The organism is Mycobacterium sp. 852014-52144_SCH5372336 (genome assembly GCF_001665615.1).
Classification (GTDB): Bacteria; Actinomycetota; Actinomycetes; order Mycobacteriales; family Mycobacteriaceae; genus Mycobacterium; species Mycobacterium neumannii_A.
This window is the reverse complement of the sequence record NZ_LZSW01000003.1, coordinates 82802-102596: the sequence shown is the minus strand read 5'-3', so window position 1 is coordinate 102596 and position 19795 is coordinate 82802. Positions and strand designations below refer to the sequence as shown.

Genomic DNA, 19795 nt, shown 5'->3' with positions numbered 1-19795 from the left:
CCATGACTCACCCAACCTCCTCAACGTCAGCCGCGCTGTGGATAACGCGACCCTGTCAGAAAGTTTGAGTCAGTGGATTCGAGTAGTATCGAACACATGTTCGAAGACGCTTCCGCTGGCGATCTAATCACCCTTATGGGTGAAGAGGCTCGCGAGGAGGCTGCGGCGATGGGGCGCCGGCTGGCGCTCGTCGCCGAACTCTACGCACGGCGCGTCACCGAGCATATTGAAGCCAAGATGTTCCTAACCGATGTCGCTGTCGTCGTAGCGGCAGAGATATCGCCGGTTCAGAACATCAGTCATGCCCGCGCGCTCAGTCAAGTACATGCGGCGAACACGTTGCGCGAACGGCTTCCCCGGGTAGCAGAAGTGTTTCGACGCGGGTGGATCGATTACCGGGTGGTGGCCACCATCATGTCTCGCACCGAGAACGTCGAGCCCGACATCATGCCCGCGCTCGATGAGGCGCTGGCTGCCAGGGCCGAGAAGTGGATGAAACTGTCTGGTCCCAAACTAATTGACCGCGTGGACATGTTCGTAGCACGCTTCGATCCGGAAGCAGTGCGGGTCCCGCGCCGAGCCGAGGACAATCGCCACATCAACGTCGAGCCGGGCTGTCCGGGGATGGCTTGGATCGGGGGCAATCTGCGGGCGACCGATGGTGCGGCACTGGACAACCGACTGAATGCTTTGGCCACCACGGTGTGCGAAAAAGATCCTCGAACCCAGCAGCAGCGCCGCGCCGATGCATGTGGACCGCTGGCTCGCGGGGAATCCACACTGCCCTGTGAATGTGGGCTCGACGACTGCCCCGCAGCCGCAGAACGCGCGGCCGCAACGACGGCCATCATCCACGTGCTTGCCGAGCAGGCCACCCTCGAGGGAGGCAGTGACAAGCCCGGTTACCTGAAGGGCTTCGGGGTGCTGCCCGCCGAGTCGATTCGTAAGACTGCCAAGACCGCGCAACTGAAGCAGTTAACCGTGCCGACCAAAGCCGACAACGGGTACCGGCCCAACGTGGCGCTGCGCGACTTCCTGCAGTGGCGAGACCTGACCTGCCGATGGCCGGGCTGCGACAAACCGGTGCACCAGTCCGACGTCGACCACACCACTCCTTGGCCCCAGGGTCCGACGCATCCGTCGAACACCAAGCACTACTGCCGGACTCACCATCTGATCAAGACGTTCTTCTGCGGACCACGCGGCTGGACCGATCGACAACTCCCCGACGGCACAATCGAGTTGATCGGGCCCACGGGACACGTGTGGCGCCGCGAACCCCATGGCGCAAGCCTGTTTCCGGCACTCGGACAGTCGACGGGCGAGCTTGAGATTCCCGCCGATACCGCGCCCGACAAGGCCGTTCGAAGCCTGATGATGCCCCGTCGCAAACAGACACGCGAAGACGACCGTCGCGATCGCATTAAAGCCGAACGTCGCCAGCGCGCCGAGCTGATTGCCGAAGAAGAACGGCAGCGGCAAGCCTGGCTGGCCGCCAACTACCAACCGCCACCGTTCTGACACGCGCGGTATCGGTACTTGCGAAGTCCTTCCGCGGCCGCTCTAGCGAATCAGATTGAGCGACAATCTCTTGACCTTTGTCGGCTACGACCGCCGGGTTCGTCGAGCCTCCGCAAACATCGGGGCAATGCCGTGAGGCCAGTGCGCACAGAATTCTTACTGACTGGCACCACCCCGTCTGGCATGCTGGGTGCCATGACGGAGCCGCAGTTCGGTGGTAGTGAGCATGGCAGCACGCCCCCGCAAGAGCCGAATTACCAGCCGCAATATCCGCCCCCGCCAGGCAGCGAGTACGGGCCGCCGCCGGGGGGTTACCCGTCGGCATACGGCGATCCATTGGCGCCCTACGGCCGTCACCCCATTACGGGCGAACCCTATTCCGACAAGTCCAAACTCGTCGCGGGGCTGCTTCAGCTGCTTGGCCTCTTCGGCCTGGTCGGCATCGGCCGCATCTACCTCGGCTACACCGGGCTGGGTATAGCGCAATTGGTCGTCGGCCTGATCACGTGCGGTATCGGCGCCATCATCTGGGGCATCATCGACGCAATCATGCTGCTCACCGACAAAGTCCGCGATCCTCAGGGGCGCCCGCTGCGCGATGGCACCTAGCGTCGGCACGAGCCGCAAGCGGCTTTACGGCGCACTCGGTGCAGGCGCCGTCCTGACTGGCGCGCTGGCCTACATCGGCATCGCCGATCCGCATCGCCCGGGTTTCATCTTCCCGGCCTGCCCCTTCAAGGCGCTCACCGGTCTGGACTGCCCCGCCTGCGGCGGACTGCGCATGACGCACGATCTGCTGCACGGCGATCTCGCTGCGGCCGTGGTGGACAACCTCTATCTACTCGTCGGCCTTCCCCTCTTGCTGACGTGGCTTCTGGTCCGATGGCGCCAGAGCAAACCGTTGATGAACACCCCGATGATCGTCGTGATTGTCGTCTCAGCCCTGACCTGGACAGTGGTACGCAACCTTCCCGGATTCCCGCTGGTCCCCACGGTTCTCGACGGGTGAGCGCTTAGCCGCGCTGTTACAATCGGCTGCGGGCCGGTGCAGTCCCGGACATGAACACTTCCGGACTGCGAAGGTGCCCCCTCGATGCTCTTTTCGGCATTCCCCGAACCCCAAGGTCTCTACGACCCGGCCAATGAAGCGGATTCCTGCGGTGTCGCCATGGTCGTCGACATCCAGGGCCGACGCTCGCACTCCATCGTCGCCGACGGGCTGACCGCCCTCGAGCATCTCGACCACCGCGGCGCCGCAGGCGCCGAGACCAACAGCGGTGACGGTGCGGGCATCCTCATCCAACTGCCCGTCGAGCTGCTGCGCGAGGTCGTCGACTTCGACCTCCCGGCCCCTGCGCTCGACGGAAGCAACACCTTCGCCGCAGGTATCTGTTTCATGCCACAAGAACCCGCGGCCCGCGCAGCCGCCCGCGAAAGCGTCGAAGCCATCGCCGACGACGAAGGGCTGAAGGTGCTCGGCTGGCGCCTCTTGCCGATCGATCCCCTCGGCGCAAACCTCGGTGCCACCGCGCTGGGTTGCATGCCGCACATGGAGCAACTGTTCGTCGCCTCGACCACCGAGGTCGGCGGCATCGAACTGGACCGACGCGTCTATCCGCTCCGCAAACGGGCCGAGCGCGAAGGCGTCTATTTTCCGTCGCTGTCCAGCCGCACCATGGCGTACAAGGGCATGCTCACCACAAAGCAGCTGCCACAATATTTCTCGGATCTGCGCGACAAGCGCTGCCGTAGTGCCATCGCGATCGTGCACAGCCGGTTCTCGACGAACACGTTCCCGTCGTGGCCCTTGTCTCACCCCTTCCGCTACGTCGCCCACAACGGTGAGATCAACACCGTTCGCGGCAACCGCAATCGCATGCGCGCACGCGAGGCGATGCTCGCCAGCGCGAACATCCCCGGCGATCTGTCCCGCCTGTTCCCGATCTGCACGCCGGAGGCTTCCGACTCGGCCTCCTTCGACGAAGTGCTCGAACTGCTGCACCTCGGCGGTTGCAGCCTGCACCACGCCGTGCTGATGATGATCCCGGAGGCCTGGGAGAACAGCGCCACCATGGACGACGCCGAACGCGCCTTCTGGCAGTTCCACGCATCCTTGATGGAGCCTTGGGACGGTCCCGCGTGTGTCACCTTCACCGACGGCACGCTCGTCGGTGCGGTGCTGGACCGCAACGGATTACGCCCCGGCCGGTGGTGGCGCACGATCGACGATCGCGTCATCCTCGCCAGCGAGAGCGGCGTGCTCGACGTGCCGTCAGCGCAGATCGTCGCCAAGGGCCGCCTGCAACCGGGCAAGATGTTCCTGATCGACACCGGCGCTGGGCGCATCGTCACCGACGACGAGATCAAGGCGGACCTGTCGGCGCAGGAGTCTTACGGCGAGTGGTTGCACGCCGGCCTGCTCGACATCGCCACCCTGCCCGACCGCACCCGTGTTCAGCCCAACCACGACAACGTCGTCAAGCGCCAGATCGCCTTCGGCTACACCGAAGAGGATCTGCGCGTGCTGCTCACACCGATGGCCGCCTCGGGGGCAGAGCCGCTCGGCTCGATGGGCACCGACACTCCAACCGCGGTGCTCTCACAACGGTCCCGACTGCTCTACGACTATTTCGTCGAACTCTTCGCACAGGTCACTAACCCGCCGCTGGACGCCGTCCGCGAAGAGATCGTCACATCGATGGCACGGATCATGGGTCCCGAACAGAACCTGCTCGAACCGTCCGCCGCCTCATGTCGCCAGATCGTGCTGCGCTGGCCGATTCTCGACAACGACGAGCTCAACAAGATCGTTCACATCAACGACGACGGTGAACACCCCGGCCTGCGCACCACCGTGCTGAAGGGCCTCTACGATGTCGAGCGCGGCGGGGAAGGGCTTGCCGACGCTCTTGAGGACCTTCGCGCTAAAGCCTGTGAGGCGATCGCCAAAGGCGCACGAACGCTTGTCATCTCCGATAGGGACTCCGACCACACCCGCGCGCCGATCCCGTCGCTGTTGGCCGTCTCGGCCGTGCACCACCACCTCGTGCGCACGAAGGAGCGCACCACCGTCGCGCTGGTGGTCGAGAGCGGCGACGCCCGCGAGGTGCACCACATCGCGATGCTCATCGGCTTCGGCGCCGCCGCGGTCAACCCGTACCTCGCCTTCGAGTCGATCGAAGACCTCGTCCGAGAAGGGGAACTGACCGGTATCGAACCCGCCGCCGCAGTACGCAACTACTGCAAGGCCCTCGGCAAAGGTGTCATGAAGGTGATGAGCAAGATGGGCATCTCCACCGTCGCCTCCTACACGGCCGCGCAGGCCTTCGAGGCGGTTGGCATCGACAAAGATGTCATCGACGAGTACTTCACCGGCACCCCAAGCCAGCTCGGCGGTGTCGGCCTCGACGTGGTCGCCGAAGAAGTCAAACAACGCCACCGCAGGGCCTACCCGGAGAACCCGACCGAGCGTGTCCACCGGCGCCTCGAGGTCGGCGGCGACTACGCGTTCCGCCGAGAAGGCGAACTGCACCTGTTCACCCCCGAAGTCGTTTTCCTGCTGCAGCATTCGACGCGCACCTCCCGCCAAGACATCTTCCAGCAGTATTCCGACGAGGTGAACCGCCTCAGCCGTGAAGGCGGAACGCTGCGGGGCCTGTTCGAGTTCAAGAAGGTCAGGCCGCCGGTACCGCTCGACGAGGTGGAACCCGTCGAGGAGATCGTCAAGCGGTTCAACACCGGCGCCATGAGTTACGGGTCGATCTCGGCCGAGGCCCACGAAACGATGGCGATCGCGATGAACAACCTCGGCGGCCGTTCGAACTCCGGTGAGGGCGGCGAGGACACCGATAGGCTCTACGACCCCAAGCGTCGCAGCGCCGTCAAGCAGGTCGCCTCCGGTCGCTTCGGTGTCACCAGCGACTACCTGGTGAACGCGACGGACATCCAGATCAAGATGGCCCAAGGGGCGAAACCCGGTGAAGGGGGTCAACTCCCGGGCTTCAAGGTCTATCCCAACATCGCCAAGACGCGACACTCCACCCCAGGGGTCGGCCTCATCTCGCCGCCGCCGCATCACGACATCTACTCCATCGAGGATCTCGCGCAGCTGATCCACGATCTCAAGAACGCGAACGACCGGGCGCGCATCCACGTCAAGCTCGTCAGCAGCGTCGGCGTCGGAACCGTCGCCGCAGGCGTGTCCAAGGCCCACGCCGATGTCGTGCTGATCTCGGGTTACGACGGCGGCACCGGGGCGGCACCCCTGACGAGCCTCAAGCACGCCGGCGTGCCGTGGGAGATCGGACTCGCCGAGACTCAGCAGACGTTGATGCTCAACGGGTTACGCGACCGGATCACCGTTCAGTGCGACGGCGGAATGCGCACTGCGCGCGATGTCGTCGTCGCCGCGCTGCTCGGCGCCGAGGAGTACGGCTTCGCCACCGCCCCGCTCATCGTGTCCGGCTGCATCATGATGCGGGTCTGCCACCTCGACACCTGCCCGGTCGGGGTCGCCACGCAAAACCCCGAACTGCGCGCCCGGTTCACCGGCAAGCCCGAGTTTGTCGAGAACTTCTTCCGCTTCATCGCCGAAGACATCCGTAAGTATCTGGCGGAGCTGGGTTTCCGGACCCTCGACGAGGCAATCGGGCACGCCGAGCTGCTCGATACCGACGAGGGCGTCCAGCATTGGAAGACCCAAGGCTTGGACCTGTCACCGATCTTCGCCGTGCCCGCCGACGGGCACACGGGCCAACCCTCGCCTCGCCGCAAGGTCCGCGAGCAATACCACGCACTGGACCAGGCGCTCGACCAGACGCTGATCCAGCTCGCCGAGGGTGCACTCGAGGACGCCCATACCGTCCGGCTCGAACTGCCCATCCGCAACGTCAACCGCACCGTCGGCACGCTGCTGGGCTCCGAGGTGACCCGGCGCTACGGCGCGCAGGGCCTGCCCGACGGCACCATTCACATCACCCTGACCGGCTCTGCGGGCCAGTCGCTCGGTGCGTTCCTGCCACCGGGAATCACCCTGGAACTCGTCGGCGACGCCAACGACTACGTCGGAAAGGGCTTGTCCGGCGGCCGGATCGTGGTGCGGCCGCCCGAGGACGTGCTGTTCCTGGCCGAGGACAACGTGATCGCCGGCAACACGCTGCTGTTCGGCGCGACGTCGGGGGAGGTGTACCTGCGCGGCCGCGCCGGCGAACGCTTTGCGGCCCGAAACTCGGGTGCGCTGACGGTCGTCGAAGGCGTCGGCGACCACGCGTGCGAGTACATGACCGGCGGTCGGGTCGTGGTGCTCGGCAAGACCGGCCGCAACATGGCCGCGGGCATGTCCGGTGGCATCGCCTTCGTCCTCGGCCTGGACCACAGGCGGGTCAACACCGAGATGGTGGAGCTGCAGTGCCTCGACCCGGAAGATCTCGCCTGGCTGCGCGACGTGATCTCCCGGCACGCCCAGTACACCGGCAGTAGCCTGGCGGCCTCGCTGCTCTCGGACTGGCCAAGGCGCAGTAGCCAGTTCACCAAAATCATGCCCCGCGACTACCAGCGCGTCCTGCAGGCCACTCTCACCGCCAAACGCGAGGGCCGCGACGTCGACACCGCGATCATGGAGGCCAGCCGTGGCTGATCCCACCGGATTTCTCAAGGTTCCGAAGGTCGAGGCGGCCAAACGTCCTGTCGATGAACGCGTGGGCGACTGGCGCGAGGTCTACGAGCAGCAGGACCCAAACCTGCGCGCCGCCGAGGTGTCCCAGCAGGCCCGGCGGTGCATGGACTGCGGAATTCCGTTCTGCCACTCCGGAACCGCGGGCTGTCCGCTGGGCAACCTGATCCCGGAGTGGAACGATCTTGTGCGCCGCGGCAGATGGGACGCGGCCAGTGACCGCCTGCACGCCACCAACAACTTCCCTGAGTTCACCGGCCGGTTGTGCCCGGCACCGTGCGAGGCGGCGTGCGTGCTGTCGATCTCTGAGGAGCAGACCGGCGGCAGCGTCACGATCAAGCGCATCGAGCAGACCATCGCCGACCGCGCATGGCACTCGGGCGCGGTGCAACCGCAACCGGCCGCGATCGCCTCCGGTAAGCGCGTCGCGATCGTCGGCTCCGGTCCGGCGGGACTGGCTGCGGCACAACAGCTCACCCGTGCCGGCCACGAGGTGACGGTCTACGAACGGGATGACCGCATCGGTGGGCTGATGCGCTACGGCATCCCCGAATACAAGCTCCAAAAGGCGACGCTGGATCAGCGACTGGCTCAGATGCGGGCGGAGGGAACGCGATTCGTCACCGAGACCGAGGTCGGCGTGGACGTCTCCGTCGAGCAGCTCCGCGCGCAGTACGACGCCGTCGTGCTCGCCGTCGGTGCACTGCGTGCGCGTGACTACGTGGTCGAGGGGCGCGATCTCAAAGGTGTCCACCTGGCGATGGAGCACCTCGTGCCCGCGAACAAAGAATGCGAGGGCGACGGGCCCAGCACGATCAGCGCCAACGGCAAGCACGTCGTGATCATCGGAGGCGGTGACACCGGCGCCGACTGCCTCGGCACCGCGCATCGGCAGGGCGCGCTGTCGGTGACCCAGCTCGACTACAACCCCGAACCGCCCGAAACCCGCGACGACTCGCGCACACCATGGCCTACCTGGCCGCTCGTATTGCGGACCCGGCTCTCACCGGCCCACGCCGAGGGTGGCCACCGGCGCTACGAGGTCGCCGTCCAGCGATTCGTCGGCGACGACAGCGGGAACCTCCGCGCACTGGAGATCGCCGAGGTCAAGGTCGAGCGTGACCCAGACGGCCGTCGCGTCATCACCCCGGTCGGCGAACCGATGGAAATCCCCTGCGAGCTGGCGTTGTTGGCGATCGGTTTCGACGGCGTCGAACACATGCCGCTCCTCGACGAACTGGGCCTGACACCGAACCGGCGCGGCGCGCTGCCGTGCGGATCGGACTGGCAGACCGACGCACCCGGCGTGTTCGTCTGCGGCGACGCCCACCGCGGCGCGTCGCTGATCGTCTGGGCGATCGCCGAGGGCCGCAGCGCTGCGCACGCGGTCGACATGTTCCTGATGGGGGAGTCGGATCTGCCTGCCCCGGTGATCCCAGGCGCTCTTCCGCTGGCCGTCGTCTGAATCGATAACGACTATGCTCGAGTGTCGTGAATAGACGCGGAAAGATCGTCTGCACCCTCGGTCCGGCCACCGCGACCGATGACGCCGTCCGTGCCCTGGTCACAGCGGGAATGGACGTCGCGCGGCTCAACTTCAGCCACGGCGACTATCCCGACCACGAAGCCAACTACAAGCGGGTCCGATCCGCATCCGACGCCACCGGCCGCGCGGTCGGCATTCTCGCCGACCTGCAGGGCCCCAAGATCCGGCTCGGCCGATTCAAGGACGGCCCCACCTTCTGGGCCGCCGGCGAGACGGTGCGCATCACCGTCGACGACGTCGAGGGAACGTCCGACCGCGTGTCGACCACCTACAAGCGCCTGGCGGAGGACGCCACACCGGGTGACCGGGTCCTGGTCGACGACGGCAACGTCGGCCTCGTCGTCGAGAGCATCGAGGGCAACGACCTCGTCTGCACCGTCACCGAGGGCGGTCCGGTCAGCAACAACAAGGGCATGTCGCTACCCGGGATGAACGTCTCGGCGCCGGCGCTGTCGGAAAAGGACATCGACGACCTCGAGTTCGCCCTGCGCCTCGGCGTCGACTTCGTCGCGCTGTCATTCGTCCGTTCGCCTGCCGACATCGAACTCGTGCACGAGGTGATGGACCGGGTCGGTCGCCGAGTGCCCGTCATCGCCAAGCTCGAGAAGCCAGAAGCCATCGACAATCTCGAGGCCGTGGTACTGGCATTCGACGCGATCATGGTCGCCCGCGGTGACCTCGGCGTGGAGTTGCCGCTCGAGGAAGTGCCGCTGGTGCAGAAGCGCGCAATCCAAATGGCAAGGGAGAACGCGAAACCCGTCATCGTCGCGACTCAGATGCTGGAGTCGATGATCGAGAACTCGCGGCCCACCCGAGCCGAGGCGTCCGATGTCGCGAACGCGATCCTCGACGGCACCGACGCGGTGATGCTTTCCGGTGAGACCTCCGTGGGTAAGTACCCGCTCGAAACGGTCAAGACGATGGCGCGCATCATCAAGGCGGTCGAGGAGAACTCCGTGGCCGCACCGCCGCTTACGCACGTGCCCCGGACAAAGCGCGGCGTCATCTCGTATGCCGCTCGCGATATCGGCGAGCGCCTCGACGCGAAGGCGCTGGTCGCCTACACGCAGTCGGGTGACACGGTGCGCAGGCTCGCACGGCTGCACACGCCGTTGCCGCTGCTGGCATTCACGTCGCTGCCGGAGGTGCGCAGCCAGCTCGCGCTGAGTTGGGGCACCGAGACGTTCATCGTGCCGCACATCCAGACCACCGATGGAATGATCCGCCAGGTCGACAAGTCGCTGCTCGAACTCGGTCGCTACAAGCGAGGGGACCTGGTGGTCGTCATCGCCGGCATCCCACCCGGCACAGTAGGCTCCACCAACCTGATCCATGTGCACAGAATCGGCGAGGATGACGTGTGACAGCGGATTTCGACGAACTGCTCGAGGTACTCGACCTCCGCCAGATCGCCGACGACATCTACATCGGCTCGCATCCCAGCAAGAACCCAGTGCGGACCTTCGGCGGGCAGATGATGGCCCAGTCGTTCGTGGCGGCCGGCCGCAGCTTGAAGCAGCCGACGCCGCCCAGCGCGTTGTCGGCCCACTTCATCGCGGGCGGGGACCCGGAGAAGGATCTCGAGTTCCACGTCGTGCGGCTCCGTGACGAGCGCCGCTTCGCCAACCGCCGCGTCGACGTCATGCAGGACGGCCAACTACTGACGACGGCGATGGTGTCCTTCCTTGCCGGCGGTCGCAGCCTGGAGCACGCGATCACGCCTCCTGACCTGCCCGACCCGGAGTCGGTGCCGCCGGTGGACGACCTGCTGCGCGGCTACGAGGAGGTCGTCCCGCATTTCGTCAACGCGTTGCGGCCCATCGACTGGCGCTACACCAACGATCCGAGTTGGGTGATGCGCGACAAGGGCGAGAAGCTGGCGCACAACCGGGTGTGGATGAGGGCTCTCGGCCAGATGCCCGACGATCCGGTGCTGCACGCCGCCGCGCTCGTCTACTCGTCGGACACCACCGTGCTGGACTCGATCATCACCACGCACGGCTTGTCATGGGGTTACGACCGGATCTTCGCGGTCACCACCAACCACTCGGTGTGGTTTCACCGGCCCGTGCATTTCGACCAATGGTTGCTGTACTCGACGGCCTCACCCGTGGCCGCCGATTCCCGAGGCCTGGGAACCGGCCACTTCTTCGATCGGTCCGGTCAGCCGGTCGCCACCGTGGTGCAGGAGGGGATCGTCAAGTATTTCCCGCCCCGCTGACTACGGCGTCGGCGTGATCGTCACGTCGAACTGGTCCTCAACCCGGTGTTGGAACTCCTCGGCACACTGCTGCACCGCATCCTGGTCGTTGCCCGCGCGCGATATGCAGTCGATGTAGTCGCTGCCGCCCACCTCGTTGAAACCCCAGACGGCCAGCCAGATGACGACGATGGCTTCGATGATGCTCAAGAACCCGAGCACGATGCCGGCGATGGCGATACCGCCGTTGGTGGCTTCACCGCGCTTGGCCCGGCCCCAGCCGATGAAGCCGAGAATCACGGCGACGACGCCGAGGACGATCCCGCCGAAGACCGACAGCAGCGCGATGATCGCGACAACCAGGGCCGCGATGCCGATGCCGTTCTTGGGGGCGCTCGCCGGTGGTGGATAGCCGTAACCCTGCGGCGGAGGCGGGGGATAACCGCCCGGATAGGCGCCGTACTGCGGCTGTGACGGAGGTGGCTGCGACGGCGGCGGCGGTGGCGGCGACTGCGACGGCGGCGGTGGTGTTTGGGGCGGCGTTTGCGGTGGCGTCTCGGGGTTTTCCGGCTCGCTCATGCCGAGGAGGTTACTCCGCGACCAGCGAGGATGACGGTAGGACACTCGAGGTGCTCGGGTAGATGATGTGTGGCCACGACGACCGCGCGGTCGGCAGCAAACAGCGCACCCGGAGTCAGCAGGTCGACCAGAATCCGGTGGGCGGCGGCGGCGTCGAGATGCTCGGTGGGTTCGTCGAGCAACACCGTCGGGGCCGTGGTGAGAAGAGCGCGCGCCAACAACAGCCGCCGACGCTGCCCGGCGGATACGGCGGCCGCCCCGCCGATCAGCACCGTGGACAGCCCGTCCGGCAACGCGTCGAGCCAGTCGCGCAGACCCACCCGCTGCAACGCGGCTCGAATCTCGTCGTCGTTGGCATCACCGCGCGCCACCAACATGTTGTCCCGCACTGTGGTGGCGAACAGGTGGGCGTCTTCGGCGAGAAAGACTGCGGCCGGGTCGCGCTCGGCCATGGACAGCAACAGCGTGGTCTTGCCCGATCCGCTCGGGCCCACGATCGCGAGGCGGTCGCCGGGCCCCACCGAGACCTCGGGAACGGTCGGCCGCTCGCGCGCCGAGTCGATCGGTTCGGTGATCTCGGCGAGGCGGCGCGCCGCGATACGCGATCTGGTCAACTGCACGGCGGCGGCGGGCAATGCGGCGCTCGCCTCGAACGCCGACAGCGGTAACAGCATCAGGATCGCGAGCGTCGTCGGTGCGACCGAGTCGGCGATCGCGATCGCGGCGATCACGGCGCCGAATACGCTGGCGCCGATCGCCGCGGTCGAGGCCGCGGCCGCCACCGCGGCGGGTGCCGCCGCCATGTCCGTGGCTCGTCCCCAGTCACGGTGGCGACGCTCGGCTTCGGCGAGGACCGCCTCGAGGCGTCCGCAGACCCGAAGCTCCGGAGCATGGTCGAGGGCGTGCATCACCGCCACATCACGTCCCGAATGATGTTGCGTGGCCGCATCTTCCGTCGCCTCGGCGGCGCGGGCGGCCATCGCGGGTGCGACGACGCCCGCGATCAGGAGACACAGCGCCAGGAGGACGGCCGCCTCGAGGGAGATGAGGCCGATACCGACGACGGCGGCCAGCCCGAGTACGGCGGCCACCGCGATCGGCAGCACCGCCCGCACCACGACGTCGGCGAGGTCGTCGACCGACGCGCCGATCCGGGCCACCAGTTCACCGCTGGGCATTCGCATCGCGGTGTCGGCAGGCGCTTCGGCCAGGCGGCGGTACAGGGCCTCGCGGGTGTCCGCCGCACAGCGCAGCGCGGTGTCGTGCGACGCCAGCCGCTGGCAGTACCCCAGCACACCGCGGGAGATGCCGAGCGCGCGCACCGCGACGACGGCGACCGTCAGGTGCAGCACCGGCGGCATCTGCCACGCCCTCGTGATCAACCAGGCCGAAATCGCGGCCAGCGCCAGCGCGCTGCCCAGCGACAGGACACCGAGCACCACCGCGAGCGACAGTCGCCCCAGCCGAGCCCTCAACAGTTCACGCATCGACGAACTCCCTCATGACGAGCACCCGGTCGCCGATCGCGCGCACCGCATCCCGGTGACCGACGACCAGCACCGTGGCGCCGGCGCGGGCCCGCGCGACGATCGCGTCGAGCGCACGGGCCTCCATCGCCGCATCGAGATGCGACGTCGGCTCGTCGAGCAACAGCACCGGCGCGGTCGAGCCCAGCGCCCGGGCCAGCCCCAGCCGCTGGCGCTGACCGAGTGACAGGCCCGCACCATCGCGACCGAGCACGGTCTCCAGGTCCTGGGGGAGCGTTGCGAGAACTTCGTCGAAACCCGCTGAGCGGCAGGCTTCTTCGAGTCTCGCGATGGGCCCGAACAGCTCGAGGTTGTCGCGGACGCTGCCCGGTACCAGCACCGGACGATGCGGTAACCAGGAGACCTGGTGCCACCATGACGGCAGGTCGAGGTCGCCGACATCGATACCGCTGATCGAAACCTCGCCAGGATGCAGGCCGAGGATCGTGTGAAGCAGCGTCGACTTACCGACACCGTTGGGACCGGTCAGCACCGTCACCCGGCCCGGCTCCACATCCTCGTCGAGGGCTCCGAGGTGGATGGTGGCCCCGGCCGCCGAGACGGTGCGGGTTCCCGCCGGTCGGCGCGGCAGCTTGTCGAGGAGCCGGAGTGCGGCGTCGGCCGCCGTCTTGCCGTCCTGGGCGGCGTGAAACTCCACCCCGACGCGGCGAAGCGGCCAGAACACCTCCGGTGCCAGCAGCAGCGCGGTGAGGCCCGCGGTCAGTGTCATCTCGCCGAACACCAGCCGCAACCCGATGCCGACGGCGATGAGCGCGACGCCCAAAGTGGCCAGCAGTTCGAGGACCAACGCCGACAGAAACGCCATCCGCAGGGTGGACATCGTCGAACGGCGATGCGCTGCAGCCAGTTCGGTGATGCGCCCGACAGAGCCTTCGAGTCGCCCCAACGCCCGCAACGTCGGTATGCCCGCCACCAGGTCGAGCATCCGCGACTGCAGGGTGCTCATCGCCGACAATGCGGCCACCGAGCGTTCCTTGGTCAGCAGCCCGATCAACACCATGAATATCGGAATGAGCGGCAGCGCAATCAGGACGATGAGTGCCGAGCGCCAGTCGACCACGGCGATCACCAGCACCGTGGCCGGGGTGAGGATCCCAGCGAGGAACACCGCCGGCAGGTACGCCGTGAGGAACGGTCGTAGACCGTCGAGGCCGCGAGTGATCAATGCGGCCGCGGTGTCGCGTTCGGCGGCGAGAAGTCGCGGTGGCAGCGCGGTGACCGCGCGGAGCACCTGAGCGGACAGATCGGCGATCACCTGCGTCGCGCCCGTCGACGCCAGCCTGCTCTGCAGCCAGTGTGCGACGGTGCGGATCACCCACAGCGCCACCAGAAGTGCGAGGGGGCCGGCCCAGTGGCGGAGGTGGCGCGTGGTGGGGTCGGTGATCACGCCTGCGACGACATCGGCGAGCACGACGGCCGCACCAATGGTCGCGCCGGTGATGAGCACCCCGCACAGCACCGATGCGACCAGGTAGCGACGCATCGCAGGCGAGGTCCGCCACAGGTTCATGTCCGCCGCCGCGTCAAACCCGCGGGATCGGGAATCCGCTCGGCCGAGATACGTTGCCGGAAAACCCAATACGTCCATCCCTGATACACCAGGACAAGCGGTGCGAAGATCAGCGCCGCCCAGCTCATGATCGTCAACGTGTACGGGCTGGAGGCCGCGTTGTCGATCGTCAGGCTGTAGGCGGGATCGATCGTCGACGGCATCAGGTTCGGGTAGAGCACGCCGAACAGCAAGACCACAACCGCTGCGACAGTCAGAGTGGTGTACGCGAAAGCCCAGCCTTCTTCGGTACCGCGCCACACCCGAAGGGTCGCCGCCAGCTGTGCCATACCTGCGAGGACAAGCACGAGCCATGTCCAGGCCTTGCCGTACTCCAGCTGCGTCCACAGCCCGAACGACGCCAGTACCACCGTCACCGGCAGTGCCAGCCGGCCGGCGAATCGCAGTGCGTTCTCGCGCACGGCGCCATCGGTTTTCAACGCCACGAACACCGCGCCGTGGAACAGGAACAGTCCGGCGGTGGTCAGGCCGCCAAGCAGCGTGTAGCCGTTCACGAGGTCGCCGATCGAGGTGCGCAGCTGCTTGTCGGCGTCGACGGGAAGCCCGCGCACCAGTGCCGCGAACGCGACACCCCACAGCACGGCGGGCACCCACGATCCGACGGCGATCCCGATGTCGGCCCACCGCCGCCAGCCGGGATCGTCGATCTTGCCGCGCCATTCGATCGCCACGACGCGCAGGATCATCGACAGCAGGATCGCCAGCAGCGGTAGGTACAGACCTGAGAACATCGTCGCGTACCAGTCGGGGAAGGCGGCGAACATTGCGCCGCCGGCGGTGATCAGCCAGACCTCGTTGCCGTCCCAGACGGGTCCGATGGTGTTGAGCACCGCGCGACGTGACCGTTCGGGGTCATCGTCGCCCTTGCGGCCGAACATGCCCATCAGCATGCCGACGCCGAAATCGAAGCCCTCCAGGACGAAGAAACCGAGGAACAGACCGCCCATCACCACGAACCACAGTTCGCCAAGCGCCATTGCCACCACTCCTCCTAGTACGCAAACGACAACGGCGCGACCTCGTCGCTACCGGGTGGCAGTGGCGCGGCGGGCTCGGAGTCGTGTTCCTGCGGACCTTCGATCGCGTAGCGGCGGATGAGCCAGAACCAGATGACCGCCAGCGCCGCGTACACCAGCGTGAAGGCCACGAGCGAGAGCACCACCATGCCGACCGGATGCCCGGAGACCCCGTCGGCGACGGTCAGCCGAATCATCGGATCCCCGGTCGGATTGGGCACGACCACCCACGGTTGACGGCCCATCTCGGTGAAAATCCATCCGGCGCTGTTGGCCAGAAACGGCGCGGGTAGCGCCACCAGGGCGAAGCGGGACAGCCGGCGCGACTGCGGAATCCGGCGACGACGTGTCAGCCACAGCACGGTCAAAGCGAACAGCACTGGGACGGCGAGGAATCCGATCATGGCGCGGAACGACCAGTACGTGACGAACAGGTTGGGCCGGTAGTCGCCCGGTCCGAACTTCTCGACGTACTGGTTCTGAAGGTCCTTGACGCCTTCGAGGTGGACGCCCTCGAATTCGCCTTTGGCCAGAAACGACAGCACGTACGGCACCTCGATGAGGTGCGTGACGCTGTCACAGTTGTTGTGGGTGCCGACGGTCAGAATGGAGAAGTCGGGATCGGTTGCGGTGTGGCACAACGATTCTGCCGACGCCATCTTCATCGGCTGTTGTTCGAACATCAACTTGCCCTGGACATCGCCGGTGACGACGAGGCCGAGCGTCGACGCGAGGACGACCAGGCAGCCCATGAGCGCCGCCGGCCGGTACATCGTCTGCGCCTCGGAACACTTGTCGTCTCGCGCGCGGATCATCCACCACACGCACACGCCTGCGACGAACATCCCCGCGGTCAGGAACGCCCCGAACACCGCATGCGCGAACGCGGCGATCGCGGTGTTGTTGGTGAACAGCGCGACGATGCTGGTCAACTCCGCGCGACCGGTGTCCGGGTTCAGTCGAGCGCCGACGGGATGTTGCATCCATGAGTTTGCGGCGATGATGAAGAACGCCGACAGGTTCACCGCGATGGCCACCACCCAGATGCAGGCCAGGTGCACGAGGCGGGGAAGCCGGGTCCACCCGAAGATCCACAGGCCCAGGAACGTCGACTCGAAGAAGAAGGCGGCCAGCCCCTCCATCGCCAGCGGTGCGCCGAAAACGTCGCCGACGAACCGCGAATACTCGCTCCAGTTCATGCCGAACTGGAATTCCTGAACGATGCCGGTGGCCACGCCCAGGGCGAAGTTGATCAGGAACAGCTTGCCGAAGAAGCGGGTGAGGCGGTACCACGACGAGTTCCCGGTGATCAGCCACGCGGTCTGCATGGCGGCGATCAACGGCGCCAGCCCGATGGTCAGCGGGACGAAGATGAAGTGGTAGACGGTCGTGATACCGAACTGCCACCGCGACACATCGAGCGCGTCCATCTCACCCTCTTCCGTGGCTGTGGCACCAGCCTACGACAGGGCGTAGTAGACGTCAGTGTGGGTTAGCTCACCGGCTCTTCCGACGCAGGTGGGGCGGCCGATCCGGCGTTGTCACGGTTCTTGAACGCCTTGCGGATACCGAACGCGGCCACGATCTCGAAGATGCCGATCACGACCAGCGAGATGCCGGCCACAACCGTCAGAATCGCGAGCGACTCGAACGGCAGAGCGAGCATCACCACGCCCGCGATCAGGCTGATCACGCCGACGAAGATCTCCCACGCCCGCCCGGGAAGCGTCGGGTCGCTGATCGCCGAGACCGCGGTCGCTACGCCGCGGAAAATGAAGCCGATGCCGATCCAGATCGCCAGCAGCAGAATCGACTCCTGCAGGCTACGGAAGCACAAAACCGCAAGGATCAGCGCCGCGGCGCCGGAGATGAACAGCAACACCCTGCTGCCGGCGGAAACGTGCAGGCTGAAAGCGAAGATCACTTGGGCGACGCCGGCGATCAGCAGGTATGCCCCGAAGAAGATCGCAGCGACCACGATCGTCTTGCCCGGCCACACCCAGATGAGCACGCCGAGGATCAGCGCGAGAAGTCCGGAGACCAGGGTCGTTTTCCACAGGTGCCGCAGCAGGTCGGGCGGCGCGGTGCTAGTCATGGCCGCAGTGTGGCATAGCGAAACGTCAATGATCATCGCATTTCGATATCGGTTCGACTATCAGTGGTGAGGTCGCGGCGTATGTGCCGTTGGGTTCCCCTGCCGCAGCGTGGTGTCTCCACTACTGTTCCGTTACCGGTGCTGCGCACCGATCCCACGACGCAGAAAGTAGGCATCCGTGTTAGGTGAGTGTCACAACCGTCGAAGTGGATTCTGGCGTTTCGCAGTCGTATTCGCCGCGGCCGGCGCCCTGGCGATGTCCGGCTGCGCCAGCGGCGGGGGAGGCGGCGGTGGGGATGCCACCAGTGCATCCCCGACGGCGCCGGCGGCGAAGGTCGACGAGATCGCCAATACCGTTCCAGAGGACATCAAGTCGAGCGGAGAGCTGATCGTCGGGGTCAACATCCCCTACAAACCCAACGAGTTCAAGGATCCCAGCGGCAAGATCGTGGGCTTCGACGTCGACCTGATGAACGCGATCGCGGCCACGCTCGGATTGACGCCCGAATACCGCGAGGCGGACTTCGCCAGGATCATCCCGTCGATCCAGGGAGGCACCTTCGATGTGGGGATGTCGTCGTTCACCGACACCAAGGAACGCGAGAAGTCAGTCGACTTCGTGACCTACTTCAACGCCGGGACTCTGTGGGCTCAGCGACCGGAGGCGCCGATCGACCCCAACAATGCGTGCGGCAAGAAGGTGGCGGTTCAGGCCACCACCTATCAAGACACCGACGAGCTGCCAGCGAAGAGCAGGGCGTGCATCGATGCGGGCAAGCCACCGATCGAGATCGTCAGATTCGACGGGCAGGACGCCGCCACCAACGCGGTGGTGCTCGGCCAGACCGACGCGATGTCGGCCGACTCACCGGTGACCTCGTACGCGATCAAGGAGACCAACGGCAAGCTCGAAGCGGCCGGTGAGATCTTCGATTCGGCGCCGTACGGCTGGCCCGTGCAGAAGGGATCGGCCCTCGCGCAGTCGCTGCAGAAGGCGCTCGAGCATCTGATCGAAACCGGCACCTACAAAGAGATCGCCGCCAATTGGGGCGTCGAGAACGGGATGATCGACAAGCCGGTCATCAACGGCGCCGTCTCGTAAAGGACGTTTCCATGAGCGATGTCGACACGTCGTCACCCGAGGCCCCGGCCGCCATCGATGCGGTGCCGCTGCGCCATCCGTGGCGCTGGGTGGCGGCGGTCGTCATCGTCATACTCGTCGCCCTGTTCCTCTACGGCGCGGCGACCAACGATTCCTACCGCTGGTCGACGTACTGGAAGTACCTGTTCAACGAACGGGTGCTGACGGTCGGGGTGCTCAACACGTTGCAGCTCACTGTCTATTCGATGGTGCTCGCGATCGTGTTGGGTGTGCTGCTCGCGGTGATGCGGCTGTCGCCCAACCCGGTGCTGAAAGCCGTTGCCTGGGTGTATCTGTGGATCTTCCGCGGCACCCCGGTGTATGTGCAGCTGGTGTTCTGGGGGTTGCTACCCACGATCTACCAGAACCTTCGGCTCGGGGTGCCGTTCGGGCCTTCGCTGCTTGAGGTCGACCTGCAGTCGCTGTCGATCCCCTTCCTGCTGGCGATCCTCGGGCTGGCACTGAATGAGGCCGCGTACATGGCCGAGATCATCCGCGCCGGAATCAGTTCCGTGCCCGAAGGGCAGACCGAAGCCTCGACGGCGCTGGGCATGTCGTGGGGGATGACGATGCGGCGCACCGTGCTTCCGCAGGCGATGCGGGTGATCATCCCACCGACCGGCAACGAGGTGATCAGCATGCTGAAGACCACGTCGCTGGTGACCGCGGTGCCGTTCACGCTGGACCTGTACGGCATCACGTCGCGGGAGATCGCCGCGCGCATCTTCGAACCCGTTCCGCTTCTGCTGGTCGCCGCGACGTGGTACCTGGCGATCACCAGCGTGCTGATGGTCGGCCAGTACTACCTGGAGCGCTACTACTCGCGTGGTGCGTCGCGCAAGCTGACCACCAAACAACTCGAGGCGCTGGCCAAGGCGCAGACCTTGGGGGAGGCGCACCCGTGACACC

General features: G+C 66.3%; 15 protein-coding genes. 9 read left to right on the top strand and 6 right to left on the bottom strand.

Annotation, left to right across the window (positions count from 1 at the left end):
* Positions 1-96 precede the first annotated feature (96 nt).
* The 7 genes from A5759_RS00480 (at position 97) to A5759_RS00450 (ending at position 10959) form a co-directional block, all read left to right on the top strand.
* Positions 97-1521 carry an HNH endonuclease signature motif containing protein gene (locus A5759_RS00480; RefSeq protein WP_068192440.1) on the top strand — a complete coding sequence of 475 codons (1425 nt, stop codon included), beginning with the start codon at positions 97-99 and terminating at the stop codon, positions 1519-1521.
* 195 nt (positions 1522-1716) lie between these two features.
* Complete coding sequence (locus A5759_RS00475) at positions 1717-2130, top strand: NINE protein (protein WP_064426732.1); 414 nt, start codon at positions 1717-1719, stop codon at positions 2128-2130.
* Positions 2120-2530, top strand: a complete 411-nt coding sequence (locus A5759_RS00470) for a DUF2752 domain-containing protein (protein ID WP_068192438.1) — start codon at positions 2120-2122, stop codon at positions 2528-2530. Before A5759_RS00475 ends, A5759_RS00470 begins: the two co-directional genes overlap by 11 nt.
* Before the next feature lie 84 nt (positions 2531-2614).
* On the top strand, positions 2615-7156 hold the full coding sequence (gltB, locus tag A5759_RS00465) for a glutamate synthase large subunit (RefSeq protein ID WP_068192435.1): 4542 nt from the start codon (positions 2615-2617) through the stop codon (positions 7154-7156).
* Complete coding sequence (locus A5759_RS00460; RefSeq protein WP_068192432.1) at positions 7149-8657, top strand: glutamate synthase subunit beta; 1509 nt, start codon at positions 7149-7151, stop codon at positions 8655-8657. Before gltB ends, A5759_RS00460 begins: the two co-directional genes overlap by 8 nt.
* 26 nt (positions 8658-8683) lie before the next feature.
* Entirely contained in the window at positions 8684-10102 is a 1419-nt protein-coding gene (gene pyk / locus A5759_RS00455) for a pyruvate kinase (RefSeq protein ID WP_064395578.1), read from the top strand.
* The gene (locus tag A5759_RS00450) at positions 10099-10959 is read left to right on the top strand and encodes an acyl-CoA thioesterase II (RefSeq protein WP_068192429.1); all 861 of its coding nucleotides are present in this window, start codon (positions 10099-10101) and stop codon (positions 10957-10959) included. Before pyk ends, A5759_RS00450 begins: the two co-directional genes overlap by 4 nt.
* Here the strand turns inward: A5759_RS00450 and A5759_RS00445 are convergent, their stop codons facing one another.
* The 6 genes from A5759_RS00445 to A5759_RS00420 form a co-directional block, all read right to left on the bottom strand.
* On the bottom strand, positions 10960-11517 hold the full coding sequence (locus A5759_RS00445; RefSeq protein ID WP_064395580.1) for a DUF4190 domain-containing protein: 558 nt from the start codon (positions 11515-11517) through the stop codon (positions 10960-10962).
* On the bottom strand, positions 11514-13004 hold the full coding sequence (locus tag A5759_RS00440) for an ATP-binding cassette domain-containing protein (protein ID WP_068192426.1): 1491 nt from the start codon (positions 13002-13004) through the stop codon (positions 11514-11516). The genes A5759_RS00445 and A5759_RS00440 overlap by 4 nt, the downstream gene beginning before the upstream one ends.
* Complete coding sequence (cydD, locus tag A5759_RS00435; RefSeq protein ID WP_197505910.1) at positions 12997-14547, bottom strand: thiol reductant ABC exporter subunit CydD; 1551 nt, start codon at positions 14545-14547, stop codon at positions 12997-12999. The genes A5759_RS00440 and cydD overlap by 8 nt, the downstream gene beginning before the upstream one ends.
* Positions 14548-14570: 23 nt before the next feature.
* Positions 14571-15611, bottom strand: coding sequence for a cytochrome d ubiquinol oxidase subunit II (gene cydB / locus A5759_RS00430; RefSeq protein WP_068192419.1), 1041 nt, complete (start codon positions 15609-15611; stop codon positions 14571-14573).
* Between the two features lie 14 nt (positions 15612-15625).
* A complete protein-coding gene (locus A5759_RS00425; RefSeq protein ID WP_064419769.1) occupies positions 15626-17080 on the bottom strand; it encodes a cytochrome ubiquinol oxidase subunit I in 1455 nt (484 codons plus the stop codon).
* 62 nt (positions 17081-17142) lie between these two features.
* Positions 17143-17745, bottom strand: a complete 603-nt coding sequence (locus tag A5759_RS00420; RefSeq protein ID WP_068192417.1) for an HdeD family acid-resistance protein — start codon at positions 17743-17745, stop codon at positions 17143-17145.
* Between the two features lie 256 nt (positions 17746-18001).
* Here A5759_RS00420 and A5759_RS00415 point away from each other — a divergent pair, with 256 nt between their 5' ends.
* Positions 18002-18847 (top strand): ABC transporter substrate-binding protein, encoded by an 846-nt coding sequence (locus tag A5759_RS00415; RefSeq protein WP_066808949.1) that lies wholly within the window; start codon positions 18002-18004, stop codon positions 18845-18847.
* Between the two features lie 11 nt (positions 18848-18858).
* Positions 18859-19791 carry an amino acid ABC transporter permease gene (locus A5759_RS00410; protein WP_066850227.1) on the top strand — a complete coding sequence of 311 codons (933 nt, stop codon included), beginning with the start codon at positions 18859-18861 and terminating at the stop codon, positions 19789-19791.
* Positions 19792-19795 lie beyond the last annotated feature (4 nt).